Origin of the sequence: Kitasatospora sp. NPDC097605 (genome assembly GCF_040302725.1) — a bacterium.
GTDB lineage: Bacteria > Actinomycetota > Actinomycetes > Streptomycetales > Streptomycetaceae > Kitasatospora.
Map to the genome: position 1 here is coordinate 150,756 of NZ_JBEOSF010000006.1, position 14,935 is coordinate 165,690.

General features: G+C 77.3%; 11 protein-coding genes. 1 reads left to right on the forward strand and 10 read right to left on the reverse strand.

Annotated elements, in window-relative coordinates:
- Window positions 1–22 precede the first annotated feature (22 nt).
- Window positions 23–1,222, forward strand: a complete 1,200-nt coding sequence (locus ABTX81_RS09535) for a cytochrome P450 (protein ID WP_350542656.1) — start codon at window positions 23–25, stop codon at window positions 1,220–1,222.
- Here the strand turns inward: ABTX81_RS09535 and ABTX81_RS09540 are convergent.
- The 10 genes from ABTX81_RS09540 to ABTX81_RS09585 all read right to left on the reverse strand — a co-directional run bounded on the left by ABTX81_RS09540 (window position 1,189) and on the right by ABTX81_RS09585 (window position 14,934).
- Window positions 1,189–3,246, reverse strand: coding sequence for a hypothetical protein (locus ABTX81_RS09540; protein WP_350542657.1), 2,058 nt, complete (start codon window positions 3,244–3,246; stop codon window positions 1,189–1,191). The genes ABTX81_RS09535 and ABTX81_RS09540 overlap by 34 nt on opposite strands.
- A gap of 999 nt (window positions 3,247–4,245) precedes the next feature.
- On the reverse strand, window positions 4,246–8,202 hold the full coding sequence (locus tag ABTX81_RS09545) for a LysM peptidoglycan-binding domain-containing protein (RefSeq protein WP_350542658.1): 3,957 nt from the start codon (window positions 8,200–8,202) through the stop codon (window positions 4,246–4,248).
- On the reverse strand, window positions 8,202–8,678 hold the full coding sequence (locus ABTX81_RS09550) for a hypothetical protein (RefSeq protein WP_350542659.1): 477 nt from the start codon (window positions 8,676–8,678) through the stop codon (window positions 8,202–8,204). The genes ABTX81_RS09545 and ABTX81_RS09550 overlap by 1 nt, the downstream gene beginning before the upstream one ends.
- A 158-nt stretch (window positions 8,679–8,836) precedes the next feature.
- Window positions 8,837–9,340 carry a TadE/TadG family type IV pilus assembly protein gene (locus tag ABTX81_RS09555; protein ID WP_350542660.1) on the reverse strand — a complete coding sequence of 168 codons (504 nt, stop codon included), beginning with the start codon at window positions 9,338–9,340 and terminating at the stop codon, window positions 8,837–8,839.
- Window positions 9,337–9,714, reverse strand: a complete 378-nt coding sequence (locus ABTX81_RS09560; protein WP_350542661.1) for a TadE family protein — start codon at window positions 9,712–9,714, stop codon at window positions 9,337–9,339. Before ABTX81_RS09560 ends, ABTX81_RS09555 begins: the two co-directional genes overlap by 4 nt.
- Before the next feature lie 38 nt (window positions 9,715–9,752).
- Window positions 9,753–10,031 carry a hypothetical protein gene (locus ABTX81_RS09565; RefSeq protein WP_350542662.1) on the reverse strand — a complete coding sequence of 93 codons (279 nt, stop codon included), beginning with the start codon at window positions 10,029–10,031 and terminating at the stop codon, window positions 9,753–9,755.
- Window positions 10,032–10,090: 59 nt separating this feature from the next.
- The gene (locus tag ABTX81_RS09570; protein ID WP_350542663.1) at window positions 10,091–10,969 is read right to left on the reverse strand and encodes a hypothetical protein; all 879 of its coding nucleotides are present in this window, start codon (window positions 10,967–10,969) and stop codon (window positions 10,091–10,093) included.
- Window positions 10,966–11,994 carry a type II secretion system F family protein gene (locus ABTX81_RS09575; RefSeq protein WP_350542664.1) on the reverse strand — a complete coding sequence of 343 codons (1,029 nt, stop codon included), beginning with the start codon at window positions 11,992–11,994 and terminating at the stop codon, window positions 10,966–10,968. Before ABTX81_RS09575 ends, ABTX81_RS09570 begins: the two co-directional genes overlap by 4 nt.
- The gene (locus ABTX81_RS09580; protein ID WP_350542665.1) at window positions 11,991–13,670 is read right to left on the reverse strand and encodes a TadA family conjugal transfer-associated ATPase; all 1,680 of its coding nucleotides are present in this window, start codon (window positions 13,668–13,670) and stop codon (window positions 11,991–11,993) included. The genes ABTX81_RS09575 and ABTX81_RS09580 overlap by 4 nt, the downstream gene beginning before the upstream one ends.
- Window positions 13,660–14,934 (reverse strand): hypothetical protein, encoded by a 1,275-nt coding sequence (locus tag ABTX81_RS09585; RefSeq protein ID WP_350542666.1) that lies wholly within the window; start codon window positions 14,932–14,934, stop codon window positions 13,660–13,662. Before ABTX81_RS09585 ends, ABTX81_RS09580 begins: the two co-directional genes overlap by 11 nt.
- Window position 14,935 lies beyond the last annotated feature (1 nt).

Sequence of the window (14,935 nt, forward strand, 5' to 3'; positions counted from 1 at the left end):
GAGTTGAGGGGAACCGTCTGCCATGTCCGATGAGCGCCTGGCCTCCTTCGTGGCCTCCGAACGGGACCGGGCGTGCCCGTTCGATCCGTCGCGCGACCTGCTCCGGCTGCGGGAGGAGGACCGGACGCCCCGGCTGCCGGTGGTCCACCCGGTGCGCGGCGCGATCGAGGCCGTCGTCCTCACCGGGTACGGCGACGTCCGGGCCGCCTTCGCGGAGGAACGCCTGGTCACGGGCGACGGCATCGACCCGGCGCTGCCGCGGACCCTGTTCAACCACCCGGGCTTCCTGCCCGCCTACAGCGGCCCGGAGCACCTGCGCCTGCGCCGGATGCTCACCGGCGCCTTCACCGTCCGCCGGACCGAACAGCTGCGGCCCGCGATCGAGCAGCTGGTCGCCGGCCACCTCGACGCCATGGCCGCGCGCGGCCCCGTGGTCGACCTGGTCGAGGCGCTCGCGCTGCCGGTCCCCTCGCTGGTGATCTGCGAACTGCTCGACGTCCCGTACGCGGCACGGGCGATGTTCCAGCGCTGCTCACAGGTGATCATGGACGGGTCGGCCGACGCCGGGCAGCTGGTGGCGGCGTCGGCGGAGCTGAACGCGGCGATGGCGGAGATCGTCGCCCGCAACCGGGCGACCCCCGGGGACGGTCTGCTCGGCGAACTGGTGCGGGAGCACGGCACGGAGCTGACCGACGACGAACTCGTCGGCTTCGGGACCACCCTCCTGGTCGGCGGGCACGAGACCACGGCGACCATGCTCGCCCTCAGCGCGCTGGCCCTGCTGCGGAACCCGGAGCAGGCCGCCGTCCTGCGGGACGACCCGGCGGCCGCGGGCCCGGCGGTGGAGGAGCTGCTGCGCTACCTCGCCGTCCCCGCGCCGCTCCTGCGGACGGCGGTGGCGGACGTCGAGGTGCGCGGGCACCGGATCGCCGCCGGCGAGCACGTGCTGCTCTCCCCGCTGACGGCGAACCGCGACCCCGCCCTGGTGCCCGAGCGGCCCGACACCCTGGACCTGCGCCGGCGCCCGGTCGCCCAGCTGTCCTTCGGCTTCGGCGTCCACCAGTGCCTCGGCCAGCAGTTGGCGCGGCTGGAGCTGAGGATCGCCCTGCCGGCCCTGCTGCGGCGCTTCCCCACCCTGCGGCTCGCCGTCCCCGAGGCGGAGATCCGGTTCCGGCAGGGCTCGACGGTCTACGGGGTCGAGGCGCTCCCGGTCTCCTGGTGATCCGCGGCGGGGCGGTCGGCGGCGGGGCGGTCGGCGGCGGCGAGGGTGGCGGCGGCGAGGGTGGCGAGGTGGCGTTCGGCGGCCCGGAGCTTGCGGCCGCCCGGGCCCGGCAGGTAGGCGCGCAGCTCGATGATCTCCGGGGCGATCCGCAGGGCCTCGGCGCGGTCCCGGATCGCCCGCCAGCAGGCCTCGGCGTTGGTCGCCGCGTGCTGGGTCTCCGGGTGCTCGGCCCCCTGGGTGCGGAGCAGGGAGAGCGCGACCTCGCGGTAGATGTCGGCCGCCTCGGCCGGCCGTCCGGCGAGGCGGGACACATGGGCGCGGACCTGACGGACCTGCAGCACCGGGGCGGAGACCGGGCCGTGCTCGGCGATCGCCTCCAGTTCGAGGGCGAAGGCCAGGTCGGTGGCGGCGGCGTGGTCGCCGGCGTCGGCGCTGCGGACGATCCGGCCGATCACCTCGCGGTAGTCGGCTCGGGGCTGCGCGAGGTCCGGGGCGGGTGCGGCCTCGACCGGGACGGCGTCGACCGGGACGGCATCGACCGGGGCGGCATCGACCGGGCCGGGGTCCGCCGGCTCGGTGGGCTCGGCGGCGGCCTGTCCGGCAGGGTCGGCCTGTTCGGCCGCCTCCACCGGCTCCGGCTCCGGCGACGGCTCCGGCTCTGCGGCCGTGGCGGCGGCTTCGGCCGCCACGGCGGGCTCCACGGGTTCGGCGTCGGCGGGTACCGGCTCGTCGGCGGGTACCGGCTCGTCGGCGGGCTCGGGGGCCGGCGGCTGCCAGGCGTGGGGCTTCCGCAGGTCGACCGGGTGCGGCGGGAGCGGCGGGGTGGGCGGCACCCCGGGCTTGAGCAGGTCCACCGGGCCGTCCGCGGGCTGCGCCGCGGACACCGGTGCGGTGGCGGCCGGCTTGTCCAGGGTGACCGCCGGACCGGGCACCGCGTCCTGCGGCACCGCGTCGCGCGGCGGCTCGTTCCACGGCCGGCCGGCCGGCGGCCAGGGGGTGTCCTCCTGGGCGGCCGGACGGGGCAGCACGGCGGCCGGGCTCGGCCCGTCGTACGGGACGGCGTCGGCGAACGGGCCGTCGCCGCGCCGGGCGGTGTTGCGGAACACGGGGCGGTCCGGCGCGTGGGTGCTGAGCACGATCACGTCGGGGCGCAGCACCGAGTAGACCTGCTGGCGCAGCTGTTCGGGGGCCAGGACCGCCTCGGCGCCCGGGCGGCCGCCGTGCAGGGCCTCGATCAGCGCGCGGGTGAAGGTGCCGATCTGCTCCGGATCCGGGCTGATCACGGCCCACAGCGGCAGGCCGTCGCCGAGCGGCGAGACGGCGCCCTGGACGGCGCCCTGGAGCAGCGGCCAGGCGTTCTGGTCGGCGCTGAGGTCGGCGATCACCAGGGTCTGCCAGTCCGCCGGGCGGTGCCGCAGTTCACCGGCGATCGCCTGCCAGGCCAGGCCGTCCTGGCGGATGCTGCCGGGCTTGGAGTCCCGCAGGGTGAGGTGGAGTTGGCCGCCGCGCTTGTCGGCCAGCAGATGGCCGCCGAGGTGGACGAGCAGCGGGCCGGGGTGGCGGGCGGCGGCGCGCAGGTGGGCGAGGACGGTGTGCGGGTCGCTGGCGCCGGGCAGGTGGACGGCGTCCACGGCGTCGGCGGCGAGCAGCACCTGCGGGGAGACGGCGGCGAGCATCGCGGACAGCACCGGCGCCTGCGCCGGTCCGCCGCGGCCCCAGGTCCGGCGGCCCGAGGTGCCGTAGCCGCCCTCGACGACCAGGATCCGGCCGCGCGGGCCTCCGCCCAGGCCGCCGATCCCGGGCAGACCGTGCGCGGGGGTGGCACCGGGGGCGGTGAACGGCGGCGGCGGGACGGCCGGTCCGCCGGGCAGACCGCCCATCGCGGGCATGCCGGTGACGGTCCATCCGGTCGACGGCGCGGGCGGTCCGGGCACCGGCCCGGGCGCCGGCGCGGGGGGCTCGTAGAGGGCGGCGGGGCCGGGCGGGTGCTCCTCGTAGGCGTTGCGCGCGGAGGCCGGCGGCACGGCGTCCCGGGGACCCGCGTCCGGTAGGGGCTCGGGACCTCCGGGGACCACCCTCGTCTCCGCCATCTCCAGGTCACCGCCCCGCCCCGCCGCCCAGCGGCGTCTGCTGCCTCGTACCCCGCGTGGTGCCTGTCACCACACCCGTGGGCGCCACCCTACGAGATCCCGCCACACCCGATCCAGGCCGGGTCTGCGTTGCCCCGGAGCGCCACCCCATCAGCCGACCCGGCTGGCCCCGAGCACAGGAAGTCGGCCGGCCCGACTTCCCACTCCGGCCCCGCACCGACGGCCCGAAACACGACCCCACCGAACAGCCCAACCGGGCAAGCCCACCCCAGCAGAAACAGAAAGTCGGCCGGGCCGACTTCCCACTCCGCGTCAGGGCACGGGGTGGGGCAGGACCGCACGTCGGAAAGGGCACGAGAGCGGCAGGCGCGGGAAGTCGACCCGGCCACCGTGAGAGGCCCGGGGCAGGAAGTCGACCGGGCCGACTTCCTGCCCCGGGGCCATGCGACCGCCGAGTACGGGAAGGGGCGGGCCCGGCTCGCGTTGTCGGGGTGCAGGCGAGCGGGACGGGCGCTGGAGGCAGGACACCGCCGACCCAGCGGGGACCAGGCGACGGAGGAAGGTGGAGCAGGAAGTCGACCAGGCCGACTTCCTGCCCCGGGGCCCTGCGACCGCCGAGTACGGGAAAGGGCGGGCCCGGCTCGCGTTATCGGGGTGCAGACGAGCGGGACGGGCGCTGGAGGCAGGACACCGCCGACCCAGCGGGGACCAGGCGACGGAGGAAGGTGGAGCAGGAAGTCGACCAGGCCGACTTCCTGCCCCGGGGCCCTGCGACCGCCGAGTACGGGAAAGGGCGGGCCCGGCTCGCGTTATCGGGGTGCAGACGAGCGGGGCGGGCGCTGGAGGCAGGACACCGCCGACCCGGCGGGGGCCAGGCGGCGGCGGAGGGGGGGTGGAGTAGGAAGTCGGTGGGGCCGACTTCCTACTCCGCTGTCACGAGCCGGCGAGGAGGTCGCGGAGGAGGGCTACGGTGTCGGCGTCGAGGTCGCGGCCGGTGCGGCGGCTGAGGGCGTCGAGGCGGTTGACGGCGCGCAGGAGTTGGTCGCGGGCGCCGGCGGAGGCGTAGGCGTAGAACAGGTCGCGGTGCAGCAGTTCGACGTCCGGGGCGACGGCGAGGCCGCGGAAGACGGCGGCCTCGGCGCTGCGGTGGTCGCCGTACTGGAGGCGGCGGGCGGCGAGTTCGTGGGAGGTGTCGACGATCGCGGCGATCATGTCCTGCCGCTCGGTCTCGGCCCAGCCGTAGGAGGCCGGCGGGGCCTCGGCGAACGGGGCGCCGCGGACCAGGGCGAGGGCGTGGGCGAGGGCCGCGTCGGCGGTGGCGCTGGTGCTGCGCATGCCGCGCCGGTAGAGGCTGCGGAACTCGTCCCAGTCGCAGGTGACGGCGGGTGCGAAGGTGTAGCCCTCGGCCAAGTCGGTGGCCAGGAACGGCCGGCCGTCCGGGGCGGTGCCCAGCCAGGCGGCCAGGTCGGCGAGCTTGTCGGGCAGCGGGCCGTCGGCGTCGGCGGCGCTGGGGTGCCGGTCGAGGTGGGCCGCGCCGGGGTGCAGGTCGTGGTCGAGGGCGGCGTGGTCGGCGCCGGGGCGCAGGGCCAGGTAGGCGGCGAGCTCGGTGAGCCGGACGACCGCGCCGGGCTCGGCGGTGCCGGCGGTCCCGGCGACGTCGACCGGGCCGAGCAGGCGGATCCGGGGGGTGGCGCGGGTGGCGTGCGCCTCCGGGGAGCGGAGGATGGCGAGCAGGTCGTCGCTGTCGCTGCGGCCGGAGGTGGTGCGGGCGACCGGGGCGGTCGCGGCCGGGCCGGGCTCCGGGCGGGCGGGGACGCGCGGGTCGGTGGCCCTGGGCGCCGGGGCCGGGTCGTGCGTCGGCACCGGCTCGGGCACCGGGGCGGGGGCGGGGGCGGGGGCCTGGGCCGGAGCCGGTTCGGGAGTCGGCTCGGGCGCGGGGTCGAGGACCGGCGCCGGGGCCACCGGGGCCACCGGCTGGACGGGTGCGACAGCGGCGGCGGGACCCGGCAGGCCGAGGTTCTGGGTCGTCTCGTCCCCGTCGAACCCGTCGGAGTCGTCGGAGCCGCCGGGGCTGTCCGGCACGACCGGGACCGGGCTCGGGACCGGAGCCGGCACCGGGAAGGCGGCGGCCGGGCCCGCCGGGACGGCGGCGGAACCGGCCTGGCGGCCGAGCCCGTTGATGAGGTGGCGCGGAGCGGGCAGCGCGGCCGGTCCGGCGGAGGCGGGCAGCGGCGCCGCCGGGTTGGTGCCGGCGAACGGGCTGGCGCCGGTGCCGATCACCCGGGCCAGCAGGCGCGGCGCCGCGCCCGCGCCGGTGTCCCCGTCCGGGTCGTCCCCGTCGTCCGGCCCGCCGAGGGCGGCGTCCAGCGCGGCGAGCGAGAAGCCCGCCGGGCCGTCCCCGCCCGGGCCGGCGGCGGCGCCGACGCCCGCGAGCACCGGAACCGGCAGGTCGGCCGGCTCCAGCTCCTCGCCGTCCAGGGTCCAGGCGGGGGCGGGGTGCTGGGTGGGGTCGTCGGCGGTCCGGAGCAGTTCGGTGACCTGCTCGTACTGGCCGGTGGTCAGGCGCTGCAGCTCCAGGGTGAGGTGCAGGCCGGGGATGGTGGCCTGGCCGGTGGCCGGGAGGGTCCAGCGGGCGACCGGGCCGGTGCCGCGCTCGGGCGCCCGGGTGACCACGGCGACGCAGGTGCGCGGGCGGGCGTCGAGCAGCCGGCCCAGCTCGGCCGGGACCTCGCCGCCGGGCTGGTGGGCGCAGAGCACGATCTCGGGGACCCAGGACTCGTCGGCCAGGCCGCGGCTGCGGGCGTCGCGGGGGCTGGCGGACTCGGCGGCGACCAGCGTCGCGCGGGCCTTGGCGGTGCGCGGGCCGAGGGCGGCGAGCGCGGCCTCCAGGGTGGTGTGGCGGTGGATCCGCTCGGCGGCGGGGCCGCTGATCGGCACCTCCTCGGCGAGGTCGACCAGGTGCAGGTGGAGGCGGTCGGCGAGCGGGCTGTGGGCGAGTTCGATGGCGAGGGTGCGCAGCACGTCGCGGGCGTCGTCCGGGTGGCCGGACAGGTGCAGCAGCCGGACGGTCTCCAGGTCGGCGAGGACCACCGAGCCGTCGGCGGCGGAGCCGAGGGTGACCAGCGCCGGGTAGGGGGCGGCGGTCTTGCGGGCCTGGGCCGGCGAGAGCAGGCCGTCGGAGTCGGCGGCGCACCACCAGATGTTGGGCGCGTGGGCGGCGCGGAACGGCGCGATGGGGGCGGCGGCTCCGGAGAGGTGGAGCTCGATCGTGCGGCCGGGGGTGATCCGGGCGGCGACGATCGCGGGCAGCCGCTTGCCGCCGCGCACGGTGTTGCGGGCCATGCTGCGCAGGGCGCGGTCGAGCAGGTCGAGGCCGGCGTCGTCCTGGCGGGCCTTCAGCTCGGCCTCGAAGGCGGCGGCCGGGGCGGCCGGCAGGGCGATGCGGTGCCGGGGGCGGCGGGCGCGCAGCTGGCCGCCGCGCTTGCGGGCGACGGTGCCGACCATGATCGCGGCGAGCAGGACGCCGACGGTGGAGGCGGCGAGGGCGACGGTGTAGTCGTCGTCCGGGGCCTGCTCGGCGTGGGCGGCGGGCGCCTGGGCGGCGGCCTGCGGCGCGGACCCGTCGGCGGGCGCGGACGGCTGGGCGGGCGCCGGGGTCTGCGCCGGCGCGGACGGCTGCGCGGGGGCGGGCGCCTGGGCGTTCGGCGCGGGCTGCGGCGCGGTCGGCGCGGGGGCGGCCTCCGTCCCCGTCGCGGGCGCGGGTGCCTGCTCGGGGGCCGGGGTGGCAGCCGGTGCCGGGGCGGGCGCGGCCGCCCCGGGCAGGGTGAGCACCATCCCCGGCGCGACGACGTCCGGATCGGTGAGCCGCTCGCCGTCCGGCGCCTGGGCGCCCTTGTTGGCCTCGAACAGCTGCGGCCACGCCTCGGCGTCCCCCATCGCCCGCTCGGCGATGGCGGACAGGCTGTCGCCCTCCTTGACCGTGACGGTGCCGCCGCCCTGGGCCGCACCGCCGGAGCCGGCGGCGCCGGCCTGCGGCGTCCCGGCCGGGGCGGGCGCGGGGGCGGCGGCCTTGGCCTCGTCGGGCTTGGCGTCGGCCGGCATCAGCAGCTGCCACCCGGGGTGGATCGGCCGGTCCGCGTCGAAGCGGGTGCCCGAATCGTCCATCACCCGGCCGTCGTTGAGCTTGGCGATCTCCGTCCACCGCTCCCCGGAACCCAGTTGGCGCTCGGCGATGGACCAGAGGCTGTCGGCGGGGCGGCTGTCGCGCACCGTGTAGGAGGCCTGCGACTCGGCGGCGGGGGTGAGCGACGGCGCGGCCTGCGCGGCGGGCAGCGCGGCGCGCTGCACGCCGGCCGTCACCTGGGCCGTCGCGGCGGCGGCCGCCGGGACGTGCTCGGCGGTGGCGGCGAACGCCCCGCCGGCCACCGGCAGCAGCGCGATCACCGCGCCGACCAGTCCGGCCGCGGCCCGCTGGCTCCAGCCGAACGCCGGGATCCGCCGGGCCACCCGGCCGCGCAGCTGCGCCGGGATCTCCAGCAGCACGGAGAGCGCGAAGCAGGCCCAGCCGATCCAGCCGACCACCACCAGCAGCCACAGGAACAGCCGCCCGTCGTCGGGGCTGGTCAGCAGCGCGCCGAGGCCGTCGGGAGCGAGCTCGCCCATGTCGGCGACCGCCTTGGTGCCGTACAGCAGCAGCGCGGGCACACCGGCCAGCAGGCCGAGCAGGGTGATCAGGGCCGCGAGCGCGCCGAGCACGGCGCCGCCCCGGCCGCGTCCGCCGCCCCGGTGGGACGGCTGCGGCGCCGGCCGCCGGCCGGACGCGGGGGTGGTGGGCACACCCCGGGCCGGACGCCCGGCACGGGTCTGGTCCTTGACACGTGGCGCGGCCATCAGTCGGTCTCCGCTTCCTTGACTCCGTGGACGAGGGTGGCTCTCCCCTTGCCCGTGACCTTCACGTTCGCGAGGTCGCCCAGCATGATGGGGCGGAAGTCGGCCTGCACCGTGATCACGACAGTGGCGCCGTCGTCCAAGAACTCCACCCGGTGGGCGCTCAGGCCGTACAGCTTGAGGTAGCTGTTGGCCGCCTCCTCGACGTACGCCCGCTTCACCTTGTACCCCTGGCCCTGCAACAGGGCCGCCTCGTCGAGCTGCTGACCGCCCACCCGGGCGGCCTCCTGGGCGTAGCCGTCCACCTGCTCGGCCAGCCGCAGCTTGCCGCCGGCGTCCACGACCAGCGCGATGGCCAGCACCACCGCGCCCGCGCACATGGCGACGAAGATCGACAGCGCGCCCCGGTCGGTGCGTCCGCCGAGCGGCCCGCCGAACCTGGCGCGGCGGAACCGCCGCACCGCGCGTCCGCGTGCCATGGCGTTCCCTCCCCACCGGTCCGTCCGCCCTCCCCCGGGCGCCCTCCGCATGCGTCTCCCCCGCCCGACGGCTCCCCAATCCCCGTCCGGCCCGCTCATGCCCACAACACCGTCACCACCCGCACCACGACCTGACACACCATCATCATGCCCGCCGCTCACCGGCCGCGGTACCGGTCGACCACCGAGACGAACCGTCCGGTGAGGGTCTTCGTCAGCGGCACGTCCGGCCCACTGAGCAGATCGCCCAGGCCGACCTCGCACCGCACCGTCACCTCGACCGTCGCCAGGGTCACCCCGTGGCTGACCAGTTCGCCGTGCCCGACGTCCACCTCGCTGCTCCGGCAGTGCACGCCCTGCTGCTCCAGGACGCGCTCGGCGGCGGCCTTCGCCGCGCCGTCCATCCCGTCCACGCTGCGCGCCATCGAGGCCGTCCGGGCGGCCGAGCGGGCCGCCGCCTCCACCGTGCCGCCGGCGGTCTGCACCCGGCCCGCCGCGACCGCGACCAGGATCAGCGCGACCACGGCGGGCGCGATGATCGCCGCCTCGACGGCGGTGCTCCCGCGGTCGCTCCGGCCCGCCGCCCGGGTGGGGCGGCGCACGCCGGACCGCCGCTCCCACCCGGCCGGCCGCACGGCCCGGGACCGCTCCCGGGCACTCACGGTCCCACCTCCGTCGGCGGCACGAACCGCTCGCGCGGCGCCTCGGCGAACTGGGTGACGGTCGGCGGGGTGATGAACGGCACGATCACCGGCGCCTTCACCTCCACGGTCACCCGGATCAGCACCGGCGAACTGCCGTCCGTGACGACCCGGTGGTCCCGGTTGCCCTGCCGGTCGAGAAAGTCGGCCGCTTGCCGGCGGGCCGCCTCGTTCTTCTGCTCGTCGCTCCGGTTCCCCTGCATCCGCCCCGCGTCGACGCCCTCGCGGGCAGCGCTCAGCGCGAGTTGGCGGTGGTACCACCACAGCCCGGTCTGGGTGACGGCCAGGAGCAGGATCAGGACGATCGGGAAGACGATGGCCAGGCTCAGGCTCATCGACCCCCGGTCGGAACGGCGGAGGCGGCGAGGGCGGGTCACTTGGGGCCGTTCTCCCCGTGGTAGTCCGGGTTCTCGTTGACCTTGCCGACGACCTTGTCCTTGAGGCCGACCAGCGCGAACGTGACCAGGCCCGCGATGAACACCAGCGCGATGACCGCGAGCGCGAGTTCGATGCTGATGGCACCCTTGTCACCGCGCGCCCGGGCGGCCCTGGCCCGGCCCATCCGGAAGTGGAACAGCATCAGGGCGAACTGGATCGGCAGCAGGGTCGCTCCGGCCAATCGTCCGACCAGTGCCTTGAGATGAGTGTTCATCAGGTACTCCCAGGAGTGAGGTGTGGTGACGGAGGGGTTGACCTCCGCGGCGGTGCTGCTCAGTTGAGCATCTTGTAGAGCGCGGGAAAGATGATCAAGACGGTCATCAGCATGGTCAGCGCGGAGCCCGGCGCGACCATCCGCTCGCTGTCGGCGTTGGCCCGGGCGAGGTCCTCGGCCATCAACTCACCGCGCAGGCCCTTGGCGCGGGCCCGCAGCGTGTCGTAGACGGCCGCCCCGTCGGTACCGGAGATCCGCATGATGTCGGCCAGGTCCTGGAGCGGGGTCAGGCCCAACTCCACAGCCAGCGCGTCCAGTCCGGCCCACGGCGGGAGCCGGTCGGTGGCCGCCCGGTCCAGCGCGTCGCGGATCCGGCGGAACACCGCGCCGCGCCCGACCGCGGCGGCCCGGCGCAGCGCCTCGGCCGGGCCGAGGTCGGCGGCCCGCTCCATCGCGACCAGTTCCAGGTAGGCGGCGATGCCGTGCAGGTACTCGACCCGCGCCTCCTTGGCCTCGCCGCGCACGATCGCGTCCGGCACGAACCAGAGCAGGCCGGCCAGCAGCGGCCCGACCACCAGCGGCAGCGCGAACGGCAGGTTCACATCCAGCAGCAGCGCCGCCACCAGCAGGTACGGCGGCAGCACCAGGCCGAGCAGGGCGAACAGCAGCTTGTGCGCCATGAACCGGGCCGGGGTGCGGCCGATCAGGGCCAGTTCCCGCTCGGGGATGCGCACCCCGCGCAGGGTGACGGAGCGCTGGCCGATCCGGTCGAACCAGCGCGGCCGCTCGTCCGGGTCGGGGGTGCGCTCGGCCGGCGTGCGGTGCAGCCGGTCCAGCGCCTGGCCCAGGTCGGGCGGCGCGGGCCGGAGTTCGGCGACCAGCAGGGCGACGCCGCCGGCCGCCACGGCACCGGCCAGCACGGACCACGGGGAGATCATCGCGCCTCCCCGAGCAGTCGCGCGCCGCCCTCGGTGCCGGCCGCGGAGCCCGGATCGGCCCCGGCGTCCGCGCCGTCGGCCTCCTCCGCGCCGCCCTCGCCCCGGCGGCGGCGCAGCGCCCGGCCGGGACGGCTGCGCCGGTCCACCTCCAGCAGCCGCGGCACCGGCGGGTACGAGGCCAGCGCCCGCATCCAGGCGATCACGCCGACGAACAGCGCGCAGACCACGGCCAGCACGATCTGCCCGAGCACCGTGTCGTACGGGCGGGTGTACTCGGCGTTGAACGAGCCCACCACCACGACCAGCAGGATGATGCCGACCAGCCAGCGGATGGTGGTGCGGTGCTTGGCCCGGTCGGCCTCGATGGTGCGCCGCTGACGGACCTCCTCGCGCACCGACTCGGCCATGTCGGACAGCGCCCGGGCGAGACCCGGCCCGCTGTCGCCGGCCCGCAGCAGCAGTGCGGCGAGCACCTTGTCGGCGGTGGCGTCGGCGATGCTGTCGGCGAACAGCCGCAGCGCCTCCTCCGGCCGCCAGCGGGCCTGCAGCCGGGCGGCCAGCTCGCCGACCTCGGCCTCGATCGCGGCGGGCGCGGTGCGCCGGCTGGTGACGATGGCCTGGTTGAGGCCGACACCGAGCAGCAGCACGTCGGCGATCCGCTGGGTCCACTCGGAGAGCGCCTCCAGCCGCTCGATCCGGTCGGTGTCCGAGCGGGTGGCGTCGAACAGCCAGGGCAGGCCGAACACCGCCAGCGGCACCAGCAGCACGGTCAGCGGGATGCGGGTGAACAGCCAGCCGAGCGGCGCCCCGATCAGCGCAAGCGGCAGCTGGACGCGGCGCAGCCGCGCCACCCGGTGCGAGGCGGTGCCGGGCGCGCCGTACCAGAACACGTGCAGCCGGGAGGCCAGCGGGTTGGGCTCGTGCTCCTCCTGTTCGCCGGCCGGCTCGCTGCCGCGCGCCCAGGCCACCAGGGCGACCAGGCCCGCCGCGACGGCCAGGCCGCAGAGGACGAAGAGCGGCATCATCGGGCGCCACCGCCGATCCGGAGTTGCAGCGGTGCGGCCCAACCGCCGTACCGGGAGCCGAGCAGCGCGGCGTCGAAGCCGGCCCGGCGCAGGTCGTCCAGGCACTGCGGCGGGGTGTGCGGGACGGCGCGCGGCTCGCCGAGGTCGGGGCGCGGCCCGAACACGGTGTTCAGCGCGGGCCGGCCGCTCTCGCCGAGGCCGGTGACCTCCAGGACGTGCGAGACGAACCGGTGCCGGCGGCCGCCGACGGCCGTCTCGTCGACCATCGCCACGTGCACGATGAGGTCGACCGCGTTGGCGGTGAGCCGGTAGGCGAGGGCGTCGGTCATGTGCGAGCCGTACTCCAGGCAGAGTTCCGCGATCCGGTCGACGACCATGTGCGGGCCGCGCGCGTGCAGGGTGCACATCGAGCCGCCCTCGCCGTTGGTCATCACGCGCAGCATCGGGACGACCTCGCCGGAGCGGACCTCGCCGACGATGATCCGCGAGAGGGTCATCCGCAGCGCGGCCGGGATGAGGTCGCCGATGGTCAGTTCGCCCGCCGAACGGCCGTCCACCCGTTCGCCGTTGCCCTCGCGGGCCTCCATCGGGACGACCTGGCGCAGATGGCCGAGGGTGTGCAGCCAGAGCTCGAACTCCGACTCCAGGGTGCCGATCCGCTCGTCCGGCGGGATCTCGGCGGCCATCGCGCGCAGCAGGCTGGTCTTGCCGACGCCCTGGGTGCCGGTGATCATCACGTTCTTCCGGGCCCGGATGGCCGAGGCCAGGAAGGCGGCGAGGGTGGTGTCCAGGGTGCCGAGCCGGACCATCTCGGGCAGCGTCGCCGAGGCCACCCGGTGCCGGCGGATCGCCACGTACGGGCGGGGGGTGACCTCGGTGAGCGCCTGGAGGCGCATGCCGCCCTCCAGGCGCAGGGCGAGGGTGGGGCTGGCGGTGGACAGGGTGCGCTCGCCGCCGCCGTGCTGGCGGGCGAGGTCCTGGAGCAGCTCGACGAGTTCGGCGTCGCTGTCGGCGACCGGCGGGACCTGGCGCAGCGGCTGGTGGACCCGGGAGACCCAGACGTCGTCGCAGCCGTTGATCAGGATGTTCTCGATCTCGGGGTCGTCGAGGTAGGGCTGCAGCCGGCCGGCCCGGAACAGCAGGTCGAAGACGGCCTCGGCGAGCGCGCGGTCCTGGTCCCGGGTGGGCGGGATGCCGTGGGTCTGGGCGTAGGCGTCGGACCAGCGGGCGACGGCCTCCTCGATCAGCGCGCGGCCGCGCTGGCGGCGGGTGGCGCGGTCCGGCTCGGTGCCGGAGCCGGTGGTCAGCCGGGTGATCTGCTGGTGCAGTTCGGCGGCCACCTGGCGCTTGAGCTCGCGCGCGACCTGCGGGTCGACGGCCGGGCGGGTGCCGGCGCCGCGCGGGTCGAGCGAGGGCAGCTGGGAGGGCACGGCGGTGGGCGCGACGGGCGCGGCCGGGGCGTGCGGCTGGGCGGGGGTGTGGGCCTGGGCGTGGGTGTGGGCCTGGGCCTGAGTGTGGGCCTGGGCGGCCTGCGGCGGGGCCTGGGCGGCCTGCGGCCCGCCGGCCGGGGCGACCCGGCCGGGGGCCACCGGCTGGACCGGACCGGGCAGCGGCGTGGTCCAGGGCAGCGCCGCCGGGTCGGCCGCGGGCTGCTGGTGCAGCGGGCTACCGCGCACGGAGCACCTCCCCGTCGACGGGCGCGTGGTGGGGCCGGGGCTGTCCCGGGTACGGCTGGGCGTTCGGGTACGGCTGTCCGGGGTGGGGCTGCCCCTGCTCCTGCCCCGGCGCGGCCGCGTACGGCGGACCGCCGTGGCCGGGGAACGGCGCGGGCGCGGCCGGCTGCGGCGCCAGCCCGGCGAGCGGCGCCACCGGGCCGGTGGTGATCACCGGCGGCACCGGGCCGTACGGCTGCTGGTGGGGCTGCTGGGCCTGGTGGGGCTGCGGGGTCTGCGGTTGCGCCGGCCCGTACGGCGGCGCGGGCTGCGCCGGTCCGACGGGCTGCCCCGGCTGCGGAACCGCGGCCGGCGCGGGACGGGCGTAGTCGTACCCGGCCGGCGCGGGCCGCGGTCCGGACTGGGCGGCCGGCCCCGCCACCGGCGGCGGCGCGCTCCCCGGCGCGAGCTGCGCGGGCCGGGCGGGCTGCGCCTGGGCGGGCGCGAGCCGCTGGCGTCGCCGACGGACCGTCAACTGGATCTCGTCCGCCGCCGAGCGCGCCGTGCGCATCAGCTCCGAGCGGATGAACCGCCGGTCGGTGACGTCCCCGCCGTCCGACAGCACCCGGGCGGTGCGCGGCGCGTGCGGCAGCAGCCCGAGCACCGGCAGCCCGAACTCCCGGGACACCTCCGCCCCCGAGTACGGCCCCTCGGCGATCAGCAGCAGGCCCAGCGCGTCCGCGCCGGTGCCGGCCGTGGCGAGGTCCTCGGCGAGCGCGGTCAGCCGGGGCCGGACGGCGCTCAGCCCGCGCAGGGTGGTGCGCACGGTGGCGGCCACCACGTCGGCCCGGCGGGCCAGCACCGCGCTGGTGCCGCTCGCGCCGGAGCGGCCGAGGTCGAGGATGACGTCGTAGCCCTGCGGCTCCAGCCCGCGCAGCAGCTCCACCAGCGGCTCCCAGGTGTAGGCGAGGCCGGGGGCCTGGACGGGGTCGGTCAGGCCGGGCAGCAGCAGGCGTTCGGCGTTGCCCTCCGGCGAGATGTCGATCAGCTGCTCCCAGAGGGTCTGGGCGAGCAGGCCGCGCCGGTCGGCCACCGCGAGGTTGCGCAGCCCGTAGACCGCCTCGACCCGGCCCTCCAGGGCCCCGGCCAGCACGGCGCCGCCGTCCGGGTCGCACTCGACCAGCAGGACGCGGCGGCCGGGCTGCAGCGGCCAGGCCAGCAGCAGCGCCAGCGCCGTCGTGGTCGCGCCGGGTGCCCCCGGAGCGCCGACCACCGCGATGACGGCCATG